The organism is Streptomyces sp. NPDC054883, assembly GCF_053610645.1.
Genome location: NZ_JBSGYT010000019.1, coordinates 1 through 19,440, shown reverse-complemented (window position 1 = coordinate 19,440; position 19,440 = coordinate 1). Strand labels below are relative to the sequence as shown.

General features: G+C 72.9%; 14 protein-coding genes and 2 pseudogenes. 7 read left to right on the top strand and 9 right to left on the bottom strand.

Features of this window, described 5'->3' with window-relative positions; all coding sequences use genetic code 11:
- The first annotated feature begins 128 nt into the window (after positions 1-128).
- Together ACWGH1_RS16330 and ACWGH1_RS16325 are read left to right on the top strand one after the other, a co-directional pair.
- Positions 129-806 carry a response regulator transcription factor gene (locus ACWGH1_RS16330; RefSeq protein WP_453354782.1) on the top strand — a complete coding sequence of 226 codons (678 nt, stop codon included), beginning with the start codon at positions 129-131 and terminating at the stop codon, positions 804-806.
- Positions 799-2,229 (top strand): ATP-binding protein, encoded by a 1,431-nt coding sequence (locus ACWGH1_RS16325; RefSeq protein WP_453354783.1) that lies wholly within the window; start codon positions 799-801, stop codon positions 2,227-2,229. The genes ACWGH1_RS16330 and ACWGH1_RS16325 overlap by 8 nt, the downstream gene beginning before the upstream one ends.
- Here the strand turns inward: ACWGH1_RS16325 and ACWGH1_RS16320 are convergent.
- The 8 genes from ACWGH1_RS16320 to ACWGH1_RS16285 all read right to left on the bottom strand — a co-directional run bounded on the left by ACWGH1_RS16320 (position 2,226) and on the right by ACWGH1_RS16285 (position 12,674).
- Positions 2,226-2,609 carry a hypothetical protein gene (locus tag ACWGH1_RS16320; RefSeq protein WP_453354784.1) on the bottom strand — a complete coding sequence of 128 codons (384 nt, stop codon included), beginning with the start codon at positions 2,607-2,609 and terminating at the stop codon, positions 2,226-2,228. The two genes, ACWGH1_RS16325 and ACWGH1_RS16320, sit on opposite strands and share 4 nt — an antisense overlap.
- Before the next feature lie 315 nt (positions 2,610-2,924).
- Positions 2,925-3,842, bottom strand: coding sequence for a MurR/RpiR family transcriptional regulator (locus tag ACWGH1_RS16315; RefSeq protein ID WP_453354785.1), 918 nt, complete (start codon positions 3,840-3,842; stop codon positions 2,925-2,927).
- A gap of 50 nt (positions 3,843-3,892) precedes the next feature.
- Positions 3,893-5,821: a helix-turn-helix domain-containing protein gene (locus ACWGH1_RS16310; protein ID WP_453408742.1), complete on the bottom strand. Its 1,929-nt coding sequence runs from the start codon at positions 5,819-5,821 to the stop codon at positions 3,893-3,895.
- Positions 5,822-5,903: 82 nt separating this feature from the next.
- Positions 5,904-7,307 (bottom strand): MFS transporter, encoded by a 1,404-nt coding sequence (locus ACWGH1_RS16305; protein ID WP_453408741.1) that lies wholly within the window; start codon positions 7,305-7,307, stop codon positions 5,904-5,906.
- A 199-nt stretch (positions 7,308-7,506) separates the two neighbouring features.
- Positions 7,507-8,748: an MFS transporter gene (locus tag ACWGH1_RS16300; RefSeq protein ID WP_453353033.1), complete on the bottom strand. Its 1,242-nt coding sequence runs from the start codon at positions 8,746-8,748 to the stop codon at positions 7,507-7,509.
- Between the two features lie 66 nt (positions 8,749-8,814).
- Positions 8,815-10,815: a PEP/pyruvate-binding domain-containing protein gene (locus ACWGH1_RS16295; RefSeq protein WP_453408740.1), complete on the bottom strand. Its 2,001-nt coding sequence runs from the start codon at positions 10,813-10,815 to the stop codon at positions 8,815-8,817.
- The gene (locus ACWGH1_RS16290) at positions 10,812-12,236 is read right to left on the bottom strand and encodes an ATP-grasp domain-containing protein (RefSeq protein ID WP_453353031.1); all 1,425 of its coding nucleotides are present in this window, start codon (positions 12,234-12,236) and stop codon (positions 10,812-10,814) included. Before ACWGH1_RS16290 ends, ACWGH1_RS16295 begins: the two co-directional genes overlap by 4 nt.
- Positions 12,237-12,437: 201 nt before the next feature.
- Positions 12,438-12,674, bottom strand: a complete 237-nt coding sequence (locus ACWGH1_RS16285; protein WP_453353030.1) for a glycoside hydrolase family 6 protein — start codon at positions 12,672-12,674, stop codon at positions 12,438-12,440.
- A gap of 230 nt (positions 12,675-12,904) precedes the next feature.
- Here ACWGH1_RS16285 and ACWGH1_RS16280 point away from each other — a divergent pair, with 230 nt between their 5' ends.
- From ACWGH1_RS16280 to araA, 4 genes are all read left to right on the top strand, one after another.
- Complete coding sequence (locus tag ACWGH1_RS16280) at positions 12,905-13,894, top strand: LacI family DNA-binding transcriptional regulator (RefSeq protein WP_453353035.1); 990 nt, start codon at positions 12,905-12,907, stop codon at positions 13,892-13,894.
- A 457-nt stretch (positions 13,895-14,351) separates the two neighbouring features.
- Entirely contained in the window at positions 14,352-16,076 is a 1,725-nt protein-coding gene (locus ACWGH1_RS16275) for a ribulokinase (protein ID WP_453353029.1), read from the top strand.
- A gap of 2 nt (positions 16,077-16,078) precedes the next feature.
- Positions 16,079-16,750, top strand: a complete 672-nt coding sequence (locus ACWGH1_RS16270; protein WP_453353028.1) for an L-ribulose-5-phosphate 4-epimerase — start codon at positions 16,079-16,081, stop codon at positions 16,748-16,750.
- A 17-nt stretch (positions 16,751-16,767) separates the two neighbouring features.
- Entirely contained in the window at positions 16,768-18,282 is a 1,515-nt protein-coding gene (gene araA / locus ACWGH1_RS16265; protein WP_453353027.1) for an L-arabinose isomerase, read from the top strand.
- A 423-nt stretch (positions 18,283-18,705) separates the two neighbouring features.
- On the opposite strand, the pseudogene ACWGH1_RS16260 reads toward araA, so the two are convergent.
- Positions 18,706-19,043, bottom strand: a pseudogene (locus ACWGH1_RS16260) (pyridoxamine 5'-phosphate oxidase family protein); the annotation flags it as partial.
- Positions 19,044-19,139: 96 nt separating this feature from the next.
- Between ACWGH1_RS16260 and ACWGH1_RS16255 the strand changes: the two are divergent.
- Positions 19,140-19,440 (top strand): annotated as a pseudogene (locus tag ACWGH1_RS16255) (aldose epimerase family protein); the annotation flags it as partial.

The window sequence follows — 19,440 nt, the reverse complement described above, 5'->3', positions numbered from 1 at the left end:
CGCTCCTCGCGTACTCCGGGCGCTCCGCCCGGCAGGGCAGATCGTGCGCCGCGCTTCCTGAAGCTGCGCTGAAGCGAGCTGAAGACCCCTTCAGCAAGCCCGCCGGGCGACCTGCGAACCTTGACCCCATGCGCGTACTGGTGGTCGAGGACGAGCGGCGGCTGGCCGCCGCCCTGCAGCGGGGGCTGGGAGCCGAGGGCTTCTCGGTGGACGTCGCCCACGACGGCACGCAGGGGCTGTGGCTCGCGGCCGAGCACGACTACGACGCCATCGTGCTGGACATCATGCTGCCGGGCCTCAACGGCTACCGGGTCTGCGCCCGGCTGCGCGCGGCGGGCTGCGAGTCGGGCATCTTGATGCTCACCGCGAAGGACGGCGAGTACGACGAGGCCGAGGCCCTGGACACCGGTGCGGACGACTTCCTGTCCAAGCCCTTCTCCTACGTCGTCCTCGTGGCCCGGCTGCGGGCGCTGATCCGGCGCACCGGCCGCCGCAGCCCGCAGGTCATGACGTTCGGGGACCTGGTGGTCGACCCGGCCGCCCAGCGGTGCACCCGCGGCGGGGCCGAAGCCCGCCTCACCTCGCGGGAGTTCGCCGTGCTGGAGTACCTGGCCCGGCGGGCCGGGGAGGTGGTTCCCAAGCGCGAGATCCTGGAGAACGTGTGGGACGCCGCCTACGACGGTGACCTGAACGTGGTCGAGGTCCACGTCAGCGCCCTGCGCCGGAAGATCGACGCGCCCTTCGGACGGGCCGCCGTGGAGACGGTGCGCGGCGCCGGTTACCGGCTGGCGGCCGACGGTGGCTGAGCCGACGTACCGGCCCGGCGCACGGCCGGGCGCGCGGGCCCGTGCGGTACGAGGACTTCTCGCCGGCGGTCTGCGGCCGCGTTCCGTACGCGCCCGGGCGACGCTCGGGGCGTCCGCCGTGGTCGCCCTGGCCCTGGGGGCGGTCTCCTTCGCCCTGCTCGGACTGCTCCACGGCAACCTGCTGCGCAGCGCCCAGGCCGACGCCGAGCGGCAGGCCGTGGCCACGGCCGGGCTGGCGGCGGGGGGCCGGCTCGATCCCGTTCTGGCCGCCGGGCGCGGCACGGACTTCCTCCAGGTCGTGGACGCCGAGGGCCGGGTGCTCGCGGCCAGCCCGAACCTCGTCGGCCGCCCCGCCGTCTCCGGGGCGCGCCCCGGCAGCCCCGGGACGGTCCGGGGCACCTGGAAGGGCGGCCCGGTACGGGAGGAACACCGCCAGCGCGTCGTACAGGTCACCACCGCCACCGCGTCGGGGCTGGTCACCGTCTACGCGGGCACGTCGCTGCGGCAGGCCGACGCCGCCGGGGACATGATCACCGCCGCGCTGGCGGTCATGGTGCCGTTGCTCGTCCTGACCGTCGCCCTGGTCACCTGGCGGGTGACGGGCTGGGCGCTGCGGCCCGTCGAGGCGATCCGCGCGGAGGTCGCGGAGATCAGCGAGCGCGACCTGCACCGCCGGGTTCCCGTGCCGCCGAGCCAGGACGAGGTGGCCCGGCTCGCGGTGACGGTGAACGCCACCCTGGACCGGCTCGAAGCCGCCGGGATCCGGCAGCGGCAGTTCATCGCGGACGCGTCGCACGAACTGCGCAGCCCCATCACGGTGCTCCGTACGCAGTTGGAGGTCGCACGGGCGCACCCCGACCCGGCCTCGTGGGGCGAGCTGGTCAGCGGCGCGCTGGAGGACACGGTCCGGCTGCAGGACCTCGCGGCGGACCTGCTCCTGCTGGCCCGGCTGGACACCGCCGAACCGGCGCCGGGCACCGCGGTCGACCTCACCGGGGTCGCCCGGGAGGCGGCGCGCCCGCGTGGCGGCGACCGGGTCCCGGTCGAGGCGGAACTCGCCGCCGACGTCATGGTGCGCGGCAGCACGCTGTGGCTGTCCCGGCTGGTGACGAACCTGCTCGACAACGCGCAGCGCCACGCCGCCGGGCGGGTCTCGCTCGTCCTGCGGGTTGACGAGGAGCGGGACGTGGCCGTGCTGGAGGTGTGCGACGACGGGCCGGGCATCGCGGAGGCGGACCAGGAACGGGTCTTCGAACGTTTCACCCGGCTCGATGACGCCCGCAGCCGGGACGAGGGAGGCTCCGGCCTGGGTCTGGCCATAGCCCGCGACATCGCCACCGGCCTGGGCGGCTCCCTCTCGGCCCACGCCGCCCCCGCCGGAGGAGCCCGCCTGGTCGCGACCCTGCCCCGGCTGCCGCTCTAGCGGCGGCGGGTGGCGCCGCTGACGGGGAGGGCGTCGGTGATCAGGCGGACGCCGCGGGCCAGGCGGGCGAGCTGGTCGAGTTCGACGGCGTACATCCTGATGGTGTTCTCGATGACGGACTCGGCGACGCCCAGCGAGGGCAGCTCGGCCCGGCAGGTCTCCAGGGCCACCCGCACGGCGCGGATCTCGTGCTGGAGGTGCAGGCGCGCGTGCCGGGTGAGGAGTACGGGGTGCCGGTTGAAGGTCGGGTAGCCGGCGTAGCGGGCCGGCAGCAGGTCGCGCAGCCAGCGGATGGCGGTGCGTTCCCAGTCGTGACTTCCGGGGGCCTTGACCTGGCAGGGCCAGTCCGGGCTGAGGGTGGCAGAGACCGTCTGGGGCATTCTCGTCGCTTCCGAGTGGTGTCGAACTCTGATCGAGAGGGGGTGGGCGGCCTCGACCCAGGGGTTGATCGAGGCCGCCACGGCGGTCGACGGGATCCGAAAGCCCGGATCGGGTACCCGGAAGCGGGCGTGAGGAGGAGGCGCTCGCTGCTGGGTGCTCGCTCGGGAGGGCGTGGGGTCGCTCTCCCCGGCATCTGGTGGATTCCGGCCGCGCCTCAGTAAACATATATACCGTCGAGTAAGCAAGCGTATGAAAAAATTCATACGTCTCTCACGTGAACGGTTCCATCCGGAAAAGGAGGGCCGGCTTCCGTTCTAAAGGAAGAAACCGTGCAGGTCAGCGGCCTGCTCATAACCTTCGAGGCGGGCTTGCGTGCGCTCCGGGTCCGCGTCCGCCATGGCCTGCAGCAGGGCCGCCGACAGCACCCCGGGGGCCGCGTAGGAGTCGAAGACCAGCCGCGAGCCGGTGCCGGCGGTGAGCACCACGTCCGCCTCTTCCACCAGCGGGCCCAGCGTCGGATCGGTGATCAGCGCGACGCGCAGTCCGGCGCTGCGGGCCGTCCGCACCGCGGCGAGGGTCTCCTTCGCGTGCCGCGGCATGGCGAAGGCCAGCACCCAGCTGCCGCCCGCCGCCCGGGCCTGGAGCAGCGCGTCGTAGGCGACGCTGCCCCCGCCCGTCACCAGGCGTACGTCCGGGTGGATGCGCCGGGCCGCGTAGGCGAAGTACTCCGCCAGGGAAACGGAGATGCGCAGGCCGAGCACGGTGAGGGGGACCGACCGGGCCAGGTCCCGGCCGATGTCCAGGATCTGGTTGGTGTCGGCCAGCAGCCGGCGCACGTTCTCCAGGTTCTCGATCTCGGCGTCCACCGCCGCTTGGAGCTCGTTGTGGCGGATCTGCTCCCGGCTCTCCTGATGGCCCGCGACGGCGTTCAGTGCGATCGGCTGCAACACCTCGCGCAGGGCGGGATAGCCGCTGAAGCCCAGCGCCGCCGCGAACCGGGTCACGGACGGCTGACTCACCCCGACCCGTTCCGCGAGCTCGGTGATCGAGAGGAACGCGGCCTCGGTGAGGTGGTCGATCAGATACTGGGCGATGCGCCGCTGGCCGGGCGACAGCGGGTGCCCGTCGAAGAGCGCCCGGACCCGGTCGGCGGGGGCGCGCTCGTGCTCCGCGGCCTGCCCGCTCGGCGTGATGGCGGCCGCCTGAGCGCGTTCCTGCTGACCCGATGACACCGACGGGCCTCCTTCTCATCACTCGTGATCAAACATAGCTCACCGGTGAGTCACGAGGTCAGACGGTACAGACGCAGGGCCAGCTGGAGCTCCAACGCCGCAGCCGGGGCGTTCCAGTCGTCGCCGAGCAGGCGGCGGATCCGGTCCAGCCGCTGCACCACCGTGTTGACGTGGACGTGCAGGGCCTCCTTCGCCTTCGACAGGCTCGCGCCGTGGGCGAAGTAGGCGTCCAGCGTACGGACGAGATCGGTCCCGCGCCGGGCGTCGTACGCGATGACGGGGCCCAGCACCCGGTCGACGTAACCGCTCACATCGGCGCGGTCGCCGAGGAGCACGCCGAGGAACCCGAGGTCGCCGACGCCGGCGCCCCGGCCCCGCTGCCCGAGGGTGTGCAGGGCCTCGACGCACCGCAGGGCCTCCGCGTACACGGCGGGCAGCGCGCCCGGGCGGTCCGCGGGGCCGGCGGCGCCCACCGTCACCGGGGCGCCGAGGGCGAGTCCGAGCTCGGCGGCCAGCGACCGGGCGAGGTCGCCGGGACGATCCGCCGGAACCACCATCACGACGAGCCCCTGGTGCACGCCCGACAGGCCGTGGGCGGCGCGCGCCCGGCGGGCCGTCTCCGACGCCAGCCGGGCCCGTACCCCCGGATCGCACCGGAGCGCCAGCACGGCGTGCGGCCGGGTCAGGTCCAGACCCAGCCTGCGGGCCCGGATCCGCCGGCTCGCCCCGTCGTGGACCCGGCCCGCCCCCTCCGGGGTGAGCAGGTCGGTCAGCAGTTCGCCGCGCACCCGGTCCTCGGCCTCCGCTATGGAACGCCGCAGCAGCAACAGGAGGGCCGTGACCAGGCCCGCCCGCTCGAACAGGCGCCGTTCGGAGTCGGTGAGTCCGGCCCGGCCGGTCAGGGCGACGCTGCCGAGGAGTTCGGGGCCCGCCATGACCGCCCAGACCCAGGCGCCGTCCACGGCGACGGCGCGGCCGCCCGTACGGGAGTCCGCCACCCCCTGGACCGGCGGGGCGAGCGGGGCGGCGCCGACCCGGGCCAGTTCGGTGCCGTCGGCGTCGTGGACTACGATGCCGCCGCCGAGCAGGGCGGCGACGTCCCGTGCGAGATCGCCCACGTCACCGCCACGGAGCACGATTTCGGTGAGCCGGTCGTGCGTTTCGGTGGCCAGGCGCATCGTCTCGCTGTGGGCGCGGACCGTCTCGTTGGCCCCGTTGAGCTCGACGAGCGCGGCCCGCGTCTCCTCCAGCAGCCGGGCGCCGTCGATGGCCACCGCGGCGTGGTCGGCGAGCGAGGACAGCAGCGCGACCGCGTCGGGGGTGAAGGCCCGGACCGCGCGGTCGGCCGCGTAGAGCACGCCGATCACCCGCGTCCCCACCCGGAGCGGGACGCCCAGGATGCCCCGCAGCCCCTCCTCCCCGACGCCGCGGTCGATGGCCGCGGTGTGCTTGAACCGGCCGTCCGACCCGTAGTCGCTGGAGGCGTAGGGCCGGGCCGTCTGCGCGACGAGGCCGCCGAGCCCCTCGCCCATGCCGAGGCGCAGCTGCTGGAAGGCGGCGGAGACCGAACCGTCCGTGACGCGCATGAACGTATCGCCCACGGCCGGGTCGTTGAGGGTGAGGTAGGCGACGTCGGTGCCCAGCAGGGTCCTCGCCCGCCGGACGATCGCCCGTAGTACGGCGTCCAGGTCGCGCAGGGCGGCCAGATCGCCGGCCGTGTCGAACAGGGCGGTCAACTCCGCCTCCCGGCGCCGGTGCTGACCCAGGGTCCGGCTGATGTCAAGGGCGACGCGGGTGGCGTCCTCGACGAAGGCGAGGTCCGCCGGGGCGGCGCCGCCGGTGCGGACCTCCCCGGCGGCCGCCGCGAACCGCTCGGCCGGCGCGCCCTCGGCCAGCAGGTCGAGCAGTGTGCGGAGCGCGGCCGCCACCGGGTTGCCGTCGGGAGGGCGGGGGCTGGAGGCATCGTTCACGCGGCCCATGCTGACAGTCCTCCCGGCGGCCCCTCCCGGCAGGCCTCCGCCGCGGGAGGCCGGTCCCCGCGATCGGACGGCGGATCCGTGCTCAGGCCGCGTCGGACGGCTGCCCCGCCCGGGCGGCCGCGGTCCGCTGCCCCGGGACCGCCCGACCGTGGCCGACCGCCGCCAGGTTGCGGCCGCGGGTCTCCTTCGCGCACGCCACCGTGATGGTGGTGATCACGGCCGCACCGCAGAGGTAGACGGATACCGGGAGGGCGGAGCCGTAGTCCTTGAGCAGCTCGACGGCGATGATCGGAGCCAGTGCCCCGGCGACGATCGAGGCGAGCTGGGAGCCCATCGAGGCACCGGAGTAGCGGACCCTGGTGTCGAACATCTCGGAGATGAAGGCCGCCTGCGGCCCGTACATCGCCCCGTGCAGCAGCAGACCGACGGTGACCGCCGCCGTGACGACCGTGAACGAGCGCGAGTCGACGAGCGCGAAGAAGGCGAACGCCCAGACGGCCATGCCCACCGAGCCGATCAGCGTCACCGGACGCCGGCCGATCCGGTCCGACAGCGCGCCCCAGGCGGGGATGGTGACGAAGTGGAGGGCCGAGCCGATCAGCACGGCGTTCAGCGCGGTGCTCTTGGGCAACCCGAGGTGGGTGGTGACGTAGACGAGCAGGAAGGAGGTCAGGACGTAGTACGAGATGTTCTCGCCGAACCGGGTACCGACGGCCGTCAGCACCTCGCGCCAGCTCCTGCGGAACACCTCGACCACCGGCGCCTTCGCCTTGCCGGCCTGCTCCGTGCCCGTCCCCTCCTCCTGCCGCGCCCGCGCCTGCGCGGCGAGGAAGACGGGGGACTCCGCGACGGAGATCCGGATCCACAGCCCCGCGGCCACCAGGACGCCGGACAGCAGGAACGGGACGCGCCAGCCCCAGGCGAGGAAGGCCTCCTCGGACTGGACGGACGCCAGCAGCGCCAGGACTCCGGTGGCGAGCATGTTCCCGCCGGGCGCGCCCGACTGCGGCCACGACGCCCAGAACCCGCGGTGCTCCGCGCCGCCGTGCTCGGAGACGATCAGCACGGCGCCGCCCCACTCACCGCCCAGCGCGAACCCCTGCACCAGCCGCAGCACGGTCAGCAGCACCGGCGCGCCGACGCCTATGCCCGCGTACGTCGGCAGCAGCCCCATCGCGAAGGTGGCGCCGCCCATCATCAGCAGGCTGAGCACGAGCAGCTTCTTGCGCCCCAGCTTGTCCCCGAAATGCCCGAAGACCACCCCGCCGAGCGGGCGGGCCAGGAAGCCGATGGCGTAGGTGACGAAGGCGATCAGCGTCCCGGTCAGCGGGTCGGCCGTCGGGAAGAACAGCTTGTTGAACACCAGGGCGGCGGCGCTGCCGTACAAGAAGAAGTCGTACCACTCGATGGTGGTCCCGATGAGGCTGGCGGCGACAACGCGTCTGATGTTTCCGGCGGTTGGGGCGGGTGTGGCAGAGGCGGCCATGAGTACCACTTCCGGGCTGGTTGCGGGGACGTTTCCGTGTCGCCACACCATAGGAATGCCCAGGTCAGAGGCACATGGTGCCCGTCACCACAGTTGCCCCCCGAGGGGTGTGGGCAACATCCATCCCGCCGTCCGGGACACGGCCGCCTGAACCGCCGTGGCGGGCGCCGCCACACCCCCGCGCGGTCGTGCCGCCGGGTCAGGGCCGGCCGGCGTCCGGCCGTACCCCGTCCCCGCCCAGCCGTGCGAGGACGGCGCCCACGACGAGCAGCAGCAGACAGGTGCCCGCCGCCGCGTGCACGAGGAGCGCGTCGAGGCGGTCCGCCGCCAGGTAGGCGCCGACGGCCAGCGCCACCAGCGCGCACACGCCGCGGTCGACGATGGACTCCACCGACAGCAGCGTCGCCCGGTACGGGGTCGGCGGGATGGCCGAGTTGATCAGGTTGCGTTGCACCGGGTACGCCAGGCCCGCCGCGGCGGCGAACACGCACAGCCACAGGATCGTGCCGGGGCCTCCCGACAGTGTGGTGCCCGCGAGCGTGAGCGCCATGACCACGCTGAGAACGGTCACCGCGGTGGTGTCGGACAGCCTGCTGCGCAACCAGCCGGTTCTGGCCGATCCGACGGCCTCGGCGACCGTCATCGCCGACAGCACCGCACCGTGGTCGGCGACGGGGAGGTGTTTTTCGAGGAGCAGCGGTTGGAAGAGGTTGACCTGGCAGATACGGGCGAGCGTGAACACGGCCACGCCCTGCACCATCAACGGCCCGAGGGACCGGGACGTTGCGAGTACCTTCACGGCCCGGCGCGCCGAGTCCAGGAGCCCGACGCGCTCCGCGGGCGGGTGGGCGCCTTCGCGGGGCGCCGCGATCGCCGGGAGGGCCACGGCGCAGGCCAGCGAACCGAGCGCGGAGAGCGCGGTCAGCACGTATGGGGCCTCGTGTCGGATGTTCATCAGAACACCGACCAGCGGCCAGCACACGATCTTCGCCCAGAGGCCGAGTGCCCGGGCGGTGCCCTCGGCCTGTACGTAGTGGGCGTCCGCCCCGTGTTCGTGCAGGTACTCGTACAGGTAGGCGCTGGAGGCCCCGGACACCAGCGAGCGGGCGGCGGCGATGGCGAGGAAGTGCGCCATGAAGCCCGCGAAGGAGGGCGAGGCGACCGGGAGGAGGTTCGCCGCGGTCATCGCGGCCGCCCCGAGTTGCATGCAGCGGCGCTGGCCGATGCGGTCGGCGATGAAGCCGGTGGGTATCTCCAGCAGGCAGAACGCCACGTAGTAGACGCTCTGGATGCCGAAGATCTGGCTGTCCGACAGGCCCGCCTGCTTCTGGTACTGGTAGAAGACCGGCATCCACCACAACAGGTTGAACAACAGCTGGAACCCGTTGTTCAGCCGGATCACGCGGTGCACCGCGGCGGGCGGGCGGACGCGCCGTTTCACGCGTGCACGCAAGGAGATGGGCATGGGTCTGCCTTCGGTGGGCGGTACGCGGCGAAGTACGGACGGTCAGGCGCTGTACGGGCGCAGTTGCAGGATGTGGAGCGCGCCCCCCGGCCCGAGCAGCCATTCGACGTCCAGCGGCCCGGCGAAGGTGTAGTCCGTGGCGAAGTGGGACTGGAGCAGGCGGCCCGCCAGCGCCAGCCTGCCCAAGTGGGCCCGCGTCTCCTGCGCCAGGTCCTCGGTGGCCGCGCCCAGCGAGATCGTGCGGCCACCGCCCTCGACCGTGTTGTACAGGTACTGCAGGGGCATCGTCCGGCCGTCGACGACATCGGCCGTGGACCCGTGCGCGCAGTTGAGGTATACGTTGCGGAAGTCGGCCCGGTTGGTCGGATTGCAGGTGACCATGACCCCGCCGAGCGGGGACGGCTCGTAGCGCTGGACGATCACCCCCATGTAGGTGTCGTCCAGGGAGATGCCGGCCTGATGGCGCAGCCGCACGCTGCGCGGGGAAAGCAACGAGGCCCATACCTGGCGGATGGCGTCGAGCAGCCCCGGCAGGTCGGTGACCTTGGTGTGGGACTCGTAGATCCCGGCCGCGGAGAAGCCCGGCAGGTCCTCGGCGTTCGAGGAGGACCGCACGGCGAAACGGCCCGTGCCCGCCAGGTGCTCGACCACCTGCGTGTCCAGGGCCTGCACCAGGTCCTCGGGAACCGGCAGGGTGCGCACCAAGTGCTGCAACTGGAGGCAGACCGTGTCGACGGCGTCCATGGAGTTCAGCTCCAGTGCCATCTTCAGTTTGCCGATGCTCTGCTGCACGGCCGGTGAGGAGTCCAGGAAACGCTGCTGGACGGAGAACGGAACGGCGATGCCCGCCGGCGCCTGGACGTACCGGGTCAGGAACTCGCCCGCGCACTGGGCGAGATCGCCGTCCTCGGGCATCCCCAGCCGGGCTGCCAGGTGGCCGAGCAGGTCGGCCCGGGGCGGCCGGGGCACGGAGTAGTAGCCGGTCAGCCGCCCCGATCCGTGGCGCAGTACGTGGTGCAGTTCCCCGAGGTTGGCCGCTTTGGTGCCGTAGCGGTTCCGGTCGGCGGCGCGTAACGCGGACAGCGGCACGAGCGGCACGTCCGTCACGTGCGGCGCGTCGAGGCGGACCCGCTGTGTGTGCCACGTCGGTTCGGCGAGGTCCGGGGGCTCCTCGGCGCGCTCCAGGACGAATCCGTCGGCGGTGACTTCGTAACGGACCCAGGCACCGTCCAGTTTCTCGTCGGCGATCGTGTCGAGGACTCCGCGGACGATGGCGTTGGGGATCCCCCAGCCGGCTGCCAGCATGTTCGTGTGCGACAGCGGTGTGGTGGGCAGGGCGTTGACCAGACCCGCGAGCCGCGGGATGTCGTCGGGGACCACCGGCATGGCGACGATGTCGTACCAGGTCAGGTCCGCGCGGGCGGCCAGGTACTCCTCGCCCGAGGCGAAGGCGCGGAGCCGGCCGGTGGCCGAGGCGAGCGTCAACGGCACGAAGGGTGCGGTAGCCGAGAGCGCGTGGGCCCGGGCACGGGGCAGCACGGTCTCCGGCACCGCCGCGAGGGCGTTCTCCTGGCCGTGGTTCGCCGGCTTCACCAGCAGCTCCAGGGCGGGATCGAGGTGGGCCCGTACGAAGGCGTGGAACTCGATCAGCAGGTCCGCGCCCATGGTGTCGGCCTCGGTGGTCTCCAGGACCATGAACGGCTCGTCCTGCTCGGTGCCGCCCCGGGAGTGCAGCGAGAGGACGCCGAGCAGGAAGCGCCGCGCGGGGTCCTGGTAGACGTCGTGGTTGAAGCGGTCGAGTCCGGCGTCGAGCTGCTCGAGGGTCAGCCCCTGTATCTCCGTGGCTATGTAGTTGACGTGGAAGGAGTGCACGGCGCTGTCGAGGACGTGCCAGAGTCCCTGGTCCCGGTCCACGACGACCTTCACGTACGGGTGCCCGCCCAGCACGCCGGCCAGCTGCTCGAACAGGGGGAGCGTGAGCAGGGTGTCCACGGCGGCGCCCCGGTGGGACGGCGCGGGCGGGACGGTGCCGGCGTTCGTCATGCGGTGCTCCCGGGCGTCGAGCGGTCGGCGGACAGGGCGGAGGGCTCGGTGGGGCGGCCGTCGGGGTGACGGGGCGGGGCGGTGAGGACGTTCGGCAGGGCCGTGAGGATGCGGCCGCAGTCGGCCAGCAGCGCCGGCCCGGACTCGGCGGTGAGGAAGCACAGCGCGGCCATGGAATTGGCCCCGCCCGCCTCCTCGTACGGCGGGACCGGGCTGCCCGGCGCGAGACTGTGTTCGCGCACCAGCTCCACGCGGGATCCCGGCGCGACCAGGGCGGGCCAGTCGACCGCGTCGAAGTCCCAGGCCGGGAGCTCGGTCCAGGGCCGGCCCTCCGGGTCGACGGCGAGGACCACGAGCGATCCGGCGGCGCCCTCGCCCTCGGTCAGCATCCGCTCCGGGTAGCCGACGTCCCGGCCGAGCAACTGGCGCACCAGCATGCCGATCATGTCGAGCCCGAAGACGGTCTCCACCTGCCGGGTGGTCATCACCCCACCGAAGCGGGCCGCGGTCTCGATCAACCACATGGCGCCCCCCGCACCGAGTTTGATCTCGGTGTGGGTGGCGCAGGTGTCGAGCCCGAGCGCGTCGACGGCGGCGCGCGACACCTCCTCGATCCGGCGCTGCAACGCGTTCGGGAGGGCGGCCGGGGCCACGCTCCCCCGCTCGGTGAACGGCGCGACGGTCGGCATCCGCCCGGTGATGCACAACGGGTGGTAACGGCCGTCGGCGACGATCCCCTCCACGCTGACGTAGTCGCCCCAACCGGCCCCGTCGAACCAGTCGGAGGCCCTTCCGGTCACGATCTCCTCCAGCAGGAAATCGCTGACGCCGTCGTCCGCGGCGTGCAGCTCCGCGTAACCCTGGGCGGAGGAGGCCTCCATGACGGAGCGCCCGGTCTTCCAGGCCTCCTCGGCCTGCTGCTCGTCCCACACGGTGAGATGGGCCGTGGAACCCGCGCCCCAGGCGGCCTTCAGGAGGAGCGGCGGCCTCAGGGTCTGGAAAGCGGCCGTGATGTCCTGCGGGGCACGGACCTCCGTGAACCCCGGCACGGGCACCCCGGCGTCACGCCAGATCCGGCGCATCAGACGCTTGTCCCGCGCCCCCACGACCCGCTCGCCGGTGCCGCGCAGACCGAGCCGCAAACTCGCGTGGGCGACGGCCACCACCGCGTACTCCGACAGGGTCAGCACCGCCGCGGCGCCGACGCGGCGGGCGTGGGAACAGATCAGATCGACCGGTTCCACCCCCTCGCCCGGCGGGGCCGTGGCGATCGACGCGCACGCGGGCAGCCACACCGACTCGGTGGTCCGGGGCAAGGGTGCGAGCGCCAGGACGTGCACCTCGGCGTGGGCGGCCATGCGCGGGACCGCGTACTCCAGAGGAGGGCCGCCCTTGGCATAGACGAAGAGGATCGGGGTCATGGTGCTCCTCGGGTCGAGGGGGGACGCCGCGTGGCGCAACGGCGTCGTCGGCGGACGCACAGAGGTACGCCTACTCGGTCAGGCGTTCGTCAAACAGCCGCGCTCGCCAAGCGGGGCAGGCAAGGGGGTGTTTCAGCCACTGCCGCGGGGCCCGTCGGTCCGCGCTCCCGGCGCCGTGTCACAGCGTCGGGCAGGCGCTCTTCAGGGGCTCCTGGCACTGGCCGGAAACCACAGGCACACGCACGCGTCGACGCCCGCCGCCGGCGCGGCCCGCGGCCTCTCGCCCAGCCCGGCGCCGGCCTGGTTGCACCAAGTCGGCGCCCGGCCGCGCCGCCCCCAGCCGGTGCGGGAGGTGCCGGTCAGCATGCCGGGGTTCGCGTCGAAGCCCAGGGAGACCAGCGTGCCCCGGTCGAGTCGGTTCCTTGGCCGGATTGCCATGTGATCGCGAACAAATACACTCTCGTGAGCACTCATGAGACAGTCGTAGTGTCCGCGCAGCCCGGGTGACCGGCCGGGATCCCCAGAACGGCCCGCACGCCGATCGCCGTCCCGCACGCCGATCGCCGTCCCGCACGGGCACCGACCGACAGCCGATCCGCACCGTATGACCGACGAGGGGGCCTTGAGTGGGAACTGCGAGCACTGAGCCGGAGTCCCGCCAGCCCGTGATGGCGGATGTGGCGCGGGTCGCCGGTGTGTCCCACCAGACCGTATCGCGGGTCTTGAACGGCGCACCGCACGTCCGGCCCGACACCCGGGACCGGGTGCTCGCCGCCATCCGTGAGCTGGACTACCGCCCCAACTCGGCAGCTCGCGCGCTGGTCACCCGCCGCTCCCAGACCCTCGGGGTGGTCAGTTTCGGCAGCGCGCTCTACGGGCCCGCGTCGATGCTGGACGGGATCGAACAGGCCGCGCGCAGTGCCGGCTACTTCGTCAGCGTCGCGAGCCTGCGTTCGCTGGACAGCCGATCCGTACAGGAGGCGGTGGACCGGCTCCGCGACCAGGGCGTGGAGGGCATCGTCGTCATCGCCCCGCAGACCTCGGCGGTGAGCGCGGTGGCGAAGCTGTCCAGCGCGGTGCCGGTGGTCGCGGTCGGGTCGGGCAGTCGGTCCCGGGTGCCGATGGTCGCCGTGGACAACGAGTCCGGCGCGCTGGCCGCCACCCGGCACCTGCTCGACCTCGGGCACGCGACGGTCCACCACGTCGCCGGCCCGTCCGGCTGGCTGGAGACCACGGCCCGGCAGGACGGCTGGCGAACGGCCCTGGAGACCTGCGGCGCCGAGGTGCCGCAGGTGCAGAGCGGCGACTGGAGCGCGAGGTCCGGGTACGAGGCCGGCCTGCGGATCGCCGAGGATCCCCTCGTCACAGCGGTCTTCTGCGCCAACGACCACATGGCCCTCGGTCTCCTCCGGGCGTTCCACGAGGCGGGCCGCGCGATTCCGCGCGACATCAGCGTGGTCGGGTTCGACGACATCCCGGAAGCCGCGTACTTCGCCCCGCCGCTGACCACCGTGCGCCAGGACTTCGGCGAGCTGGGACGCCGGGCCCTCGAACTGCTGGTGGAAGAGCTGACAGGGGTCGGTCATGCCCGCAGCCACGTACTGATCTCCCCGGAGATGGTGTTGCGCCGCAGCGCGGGCCCAGTGGCACGCAGTTAGTCAGCAGTCCGCCGAGGACGGTCCGGGCTCAGCTGCGGGGAGGGCCGGCCCGACGCCGTGCAGCGGCAGACGGCCCTCTTGTTCCCGGCCCGTGGCCTCTGCCACCCGATCGGCACCGACTCGAACTCCCGCGCCGGCCCGGCCGGTACGGCCTGCGCCCAGACCCGGATCCCGCTGCCCGGGGCCTGTTCGTCCCGCCGGGCGCGCTGATCGATGTGGTGGTGCTGGTGATCGCCTTCGCGGCTGTTCACCACACCCGGCCGGGGCCGGGCGGTGACATGTGCGCGCCCGGCGGAGCGAGCGGAGGGCCGGCTGACGGGGCTCACCGTCGCGCGGGCCGAGACCGCCGGCTCGCAGCCTCCCTTGACACGTCGAATGTTAACGCTAACAATCGCCGGACGGGTCGGGCCGGCCGGTGCCCCTCCGCCCTCCCGGCGCTCCGTACGAAGGATGTGAAGTGACCGTGACCCCACCCACCCAGACCGCGGAGAGCCATGTCGTGGGTGTCGACTTCGGCACGCTCTCCGGCCGGGCCGTGGTGGTCCGCGTACGCGACGGTGAAGAGGTCGGTTCCGCCGTCCACGCCTATCCCCACGGCGTCATCGAACACCAACTCCCCACCACGGGGCGGCCCCTGCCGCCGGACTGGGCCCTGCAGCATCCCGAGGACTGGCGCGAGGTGCTGCGCACCGCCGTCCCCGCCGCGGTGGCCGCGAGCGGCATAGACCCGGCTACCGTCATCGGCATCGCCACCGACTTCACCGCCTGCACCGTCCTGCCCGTGCGGGCCGACGGCACCCCCCTCGCCGAGACCGCGCTGGGCGTGCGCCCGCACGCCTGGCCCAAGCTCTGGAAGCACCACGCCGCCCAGAGCCAGGCAGACCGGATCAACCACCTCGCCCACCTGCGCGCCGAGAAGTGGATCTCCCGTTACGGCGGCAGGATCTCCGCCGAATGGCAGTACGCCAAGGCGCTCCAGCTTCTGGAAGAGGACCCGCAGACCTACGCCGCCACCGAGCGCTGGATCGAGGCCGCGGACTGGATCGTCTGGCAGCTGACGGGCGTCGAGAGCCGCAACACCTGCACGGCGGGGTACAAGGGAATCCACCAGGACGGCCGCTACCCGACCGAGGACTACCTCGCCGCCCTGCACCCCGGCTTCGCCGACTTCGCGCGCACCCGCCTCGAGCACCCGCTCTCCCCGCCGGGCTCCCGGGCCGGCTCCCTCACCGCCGAGGCCGCCGCCTGGACCGGGCTGCCCGAGGGCATCGCGGTCGCCGCCGGCAACGTCGACGCCCATGTCGCCGCCCCCGCCGCCCAGGCCGTCGGGAACGGGCAGCTCCTCGCCATCATGGGCACCTCCACCTGCCACGTCGTCAACGGTGCCGTGCTCGCCGAGGTCCCCGGCATCTGCGGAGTCGTCGACGGCGGCATCATCGACGGCGCCTACGGCTACGAGGCCGGGCAGAGCGCGGTCGGTGACATCTTCGCCTGGTGGCTGCGCCAGGGCGTGCCCGCAAACTACCTGGCCGAGGCCGAAGCCGCCGGCGAGGACCTGCACCAGCTGCTCTCCCGCAAGATCGCCGGCCAGCCGGTCGGCGGCCACGGCCTGGTCGCCCTCGACTGGATGAACGGCAACCGCTCCACCCTGGCCGACCACCACCTCTCCGGTGTCATCGTCGGCCTGACGCTCGCCACCCGCCCCGAGGAGATCTACCGTGCGCTGCTGGAGGCCACCGCCTTCGGTACCCGTACCATCGTCGACGCCCTTGAGCAGGGCGGCGTCCCCGTCACCGAGTTCGTGGTGACCGGTGGACTGAAGAAGAACCCGCTGCTCATGCAGATCTACGCCGACGTACTGCGCCGCGCCGTCTCCCTCGCCGAGTCCGCCCAGGGCCCGGCCCTCGGCTCCGCGATCCACGCCGCCGTCGCCGCCGGCGCCCACCCGGACGTACGCTCCGCGGCCGCGGCCATGGGCCGGGTCCGGCGTGGCGCCTACCAGCCCGATACCGCGCGGGCCGACGCGTACGACCGCCTCTACGCCGAGTACCGCGCCCTGTACGACCACTTCGGCACCGGGCCCGACAAGCTCCTCCACCGCCTCCGTGCCCTCCGCAACGCGGCGCTGACCGCCGATCCGGAGGCCGCTGCGTCCGCCGCCGACCACAAGAGCGAGGTCTGACCATGAACCCTCCGATCGACCTGCTGCGCCGCCAGGTCAGCGAACTGCACCAGGAGCTGGTCCGCTACGGCCTCGTCGTATGGACGGCCGGCAACGTCTCCGCCCGCGTCCCCGGCGAAGACCTGCTGGTCATCAAGCCGAGCGGCGTCCCGTACGACGAACTGACGCCCCGGAACATGATCGTCTGCGACCTGGACGGCAGGGTGGTCGAGGGTGACCACTCCCCGTCCTCGGACACCGCCGCGCACGCCTACGTCTACCGCCACATGCCCGAGGTCGGCGGAGTGGTCCACACCCATTCGACGTACGCGAGCGCCTGGGCCGCGCGCGGTGAGGCCGTGCCCTGCGTACTGACCGCCATGGCGGACGAGTTCGGCGCCGCGATCCCCGTCGGCCCCTTCGCGCTGATCGGCGACGACTCCATCGGCCGGGGCATCGTCGGGACCCTCCGGGGCCACCGCTCACCCGCCGTCCTGATGAAGAGCCATGGCGTCTTCACCATCGGCAAGGACGCCGAGGCCGCCGTCAAAGCCGCAGTGATGTGCGAGGACGTCGCCCGCACCGTCCACATCTCCCGCCAGCTCGGCGAACCCCTGTCGATAGCGCAGGACGACATCGACCGCCTCAACCACCGCTACCGGACCGTGTACGGCCAGCGGCCCGCTGTCCGCTAAGGAGACACCCGCCCCCCATGAAGGCACTGAAGGCAATCGAGGGCCGCGAGGTCTGGTTCCTGACCGGCAGCCAAGCGCTCTACGGTGACGACACCCTGCGTCAGGTCGCCGAGCAGTCCCGCCGCATCGCCGACGCACTCGGCGGCTCCTGCGGCATGCCGGTGGACATCGTCTGGAAACCGGTGCTCACCGACGCCGGCGTGATCCGGCGGGTCTGCCTGGACGCCAATGCCGACGACGCCTGCATCGGCCTGATCACATGGATGCACACCTTCTCCCCGGCGAAGATGTGGATCTCGGGCCTGGACGCACTGCGCAAGCCGCTGCTCCACCTGCACACCCAGGCCAATGCCGCACTGCCCTGGGCATCGATCGACATGGACTTCATGAACCTGAACCAAGCGGCCCACGGTGACCGCGAGTTCGGGTACATCCAGTCGCGCCTCGGCGTCGCACGCAAAACCGTCGCCGGGCACGTCGGCGATCCCTCGGTCGCCGCCCGGATCATCTCCTGGGCCCGGGCCGCCGTCGGCTGCGCCGAGCTGCGCGGCCTCAAACTGGCGCGGTTCGGCGACAACATGCGCGATGTCGCCGTGACCGAGGGCGACAAGGTCGAGGCCCAGCTCCGCTTCGGCGTCTCGGTCAACACCTACGGCGTCAACGACCTGGCCGAGGCGGTCGACGCGGCCACCGACGCGGACGTCACCGAACTGGTCGAGGAGTACGAGGGCACCTACCGTCTCGCGCCCGAGCTCCGCGCGGACGGGGACCGGCACGACGCACTGCGTTACGCCGCCCGTATCGAGCTGGGCCTGCGCGGCTTCCTGGCGGGCGGCGGCTTCCACGCCTTCACCACCAACTTCGAGGATCTCGGCGGGCTCCGCCAGCTGCCGGGCCTGGCGGTGCAGCGGCTGATGGCCGACGGCTACGGGTTCGGCGGCGAGGGCGACTGGAAGACCTCCGCCCTGCTGCGGACGCTGAAGGCGATGTCCGCCGGGCTGCCGGGAGGCACCTCGTTCATGGAGGACTACACCTACCACCTGGAGCCGGGGCGGGAACTGATCCTCGGCGCGCACATGCTGGAGGTCTGCCCGACCATCGCGTCGGACGTACCGTCCTGCGAGGTCCATCCGCTGGGCATCGGCGGACGAGAGGACCCCGTCCGCCTCGTCTTCGACGCCCGGACCGGCCCCGCCGTCGTGGTCGGACTGGCCGACATGGGCGACCGGTTCCGGATGGTCGTCAACGAGATCGACGTGGTCGAGCCCCTCGAACCGCTGCCCCGCCTCCCGGTCGCGCGTGCGGTCTGGCAGCCGCGGCCGAACCTGCGCACCTCGACCGAGGCATGGCTGACGGCCGGCGCGCCCCACCACACCGTGCTGTCCGGCGCGCTCGGGACCGAAGAGCTGGCCGACCTCGGGGACATCCTCGGCACCGAGCTGCTGCTCATCGACGCGGACACCACGATCCGTCAGTTCGCCAAGGAGATCCGCTGGAACCAGGCGTACCACCGCCTGGCCCAGGGGTTCTGACGCCGAGCGGGGTGCGGGCCGCCGCCCGTCCCACCCCGTCCCGCCCCGGATCGGAGCGACGAAGCCACGGCCGACGCGTGCACCGCCCTCACCGGCGGAGCCCCGGCGATCCGCCGCGAGCCCTACGCGCATCCCGCACGGGCGCGTCGCGTCGGGCGCCGGACCCGGCGTCCCGCACGCAAGCGGCATCCGGACCGGCTGGTGTTCCAGGCATCCTGTCCGTCCGGCACACCGGGATCTCCTGGGAACACCTACCGCAGGACCGGGCTTCGGTTCGGGCATGACCTGGCGTCGCCCGGCCGAGTGGAACGCGGCCGCGGCCCCGCGGCTCCTAGACCGGGTCAAGCCCCGTCGATCGGCGCAGAGCGGGCGGTAAACGTCCGAATTCACTCGTAACGCAGGCGCAGTGACTCCCGTTCGCCGGGCGCCGGCGCGCATCAGCGCCTTCGGGCAGTGCGGACGGACCTGCTCGACGTGCACCACCAGCGCCGTCACCGGCGGTTTGCCGACGGGAGCGAGTCGGGCGAGCAGCTCCGGGCGCGCGGGGACGCACGCGCGGCCATTGACGCGCGGTGTCGTCGGGCGGCCGGGGATGAGGAAGAGCAGGCCGACGCGTCCGGTCTGCGGCACGTGGTGCATGGTGTCGAGGCGCTTGTCGCCGGTCGCGTCGGGGATCACAAGGGCCGCTCGTCCAGCACCGGCACGAACCCGGCCGGGCCGCCACGCGGCGTAACGTCCGCCCGGCCCCCGACGTCCGCACTCACCGGGGCAGTGCGCGGGTCAGCACGTGAGGGCCCGGAGGCAGTGCCGTCACGGCCGGGGGGTGCGGCCTCGCGCCCGGTCCGGGCGCTGTGCGCCCGGACCGGGACGGGCAGCGGGCCGACACCGTGCGGGGCGGCGTGAGCGTGACGGACCGGCCCGGCGAGGCGGAGTGCTTCGGCGCGACCATCGGCCGTTACGCGAACCGGATCGCGGGCGCCCGCTTCGAGCTGGACGGCAAGGAGTACCGGCTCGCGGCGAACAACGGGCCCAACTCCCTGCACGGCGGCGAGCGCGGCTTCGACAAGCGCGTGTGGGAGGCTCAGGCGCTCGAACACGGCGTCCGGCTGTCCCGGGTGAGCCCGGACGGCGAAGAGGGCTTCCCGGGCCGTCTGGAGG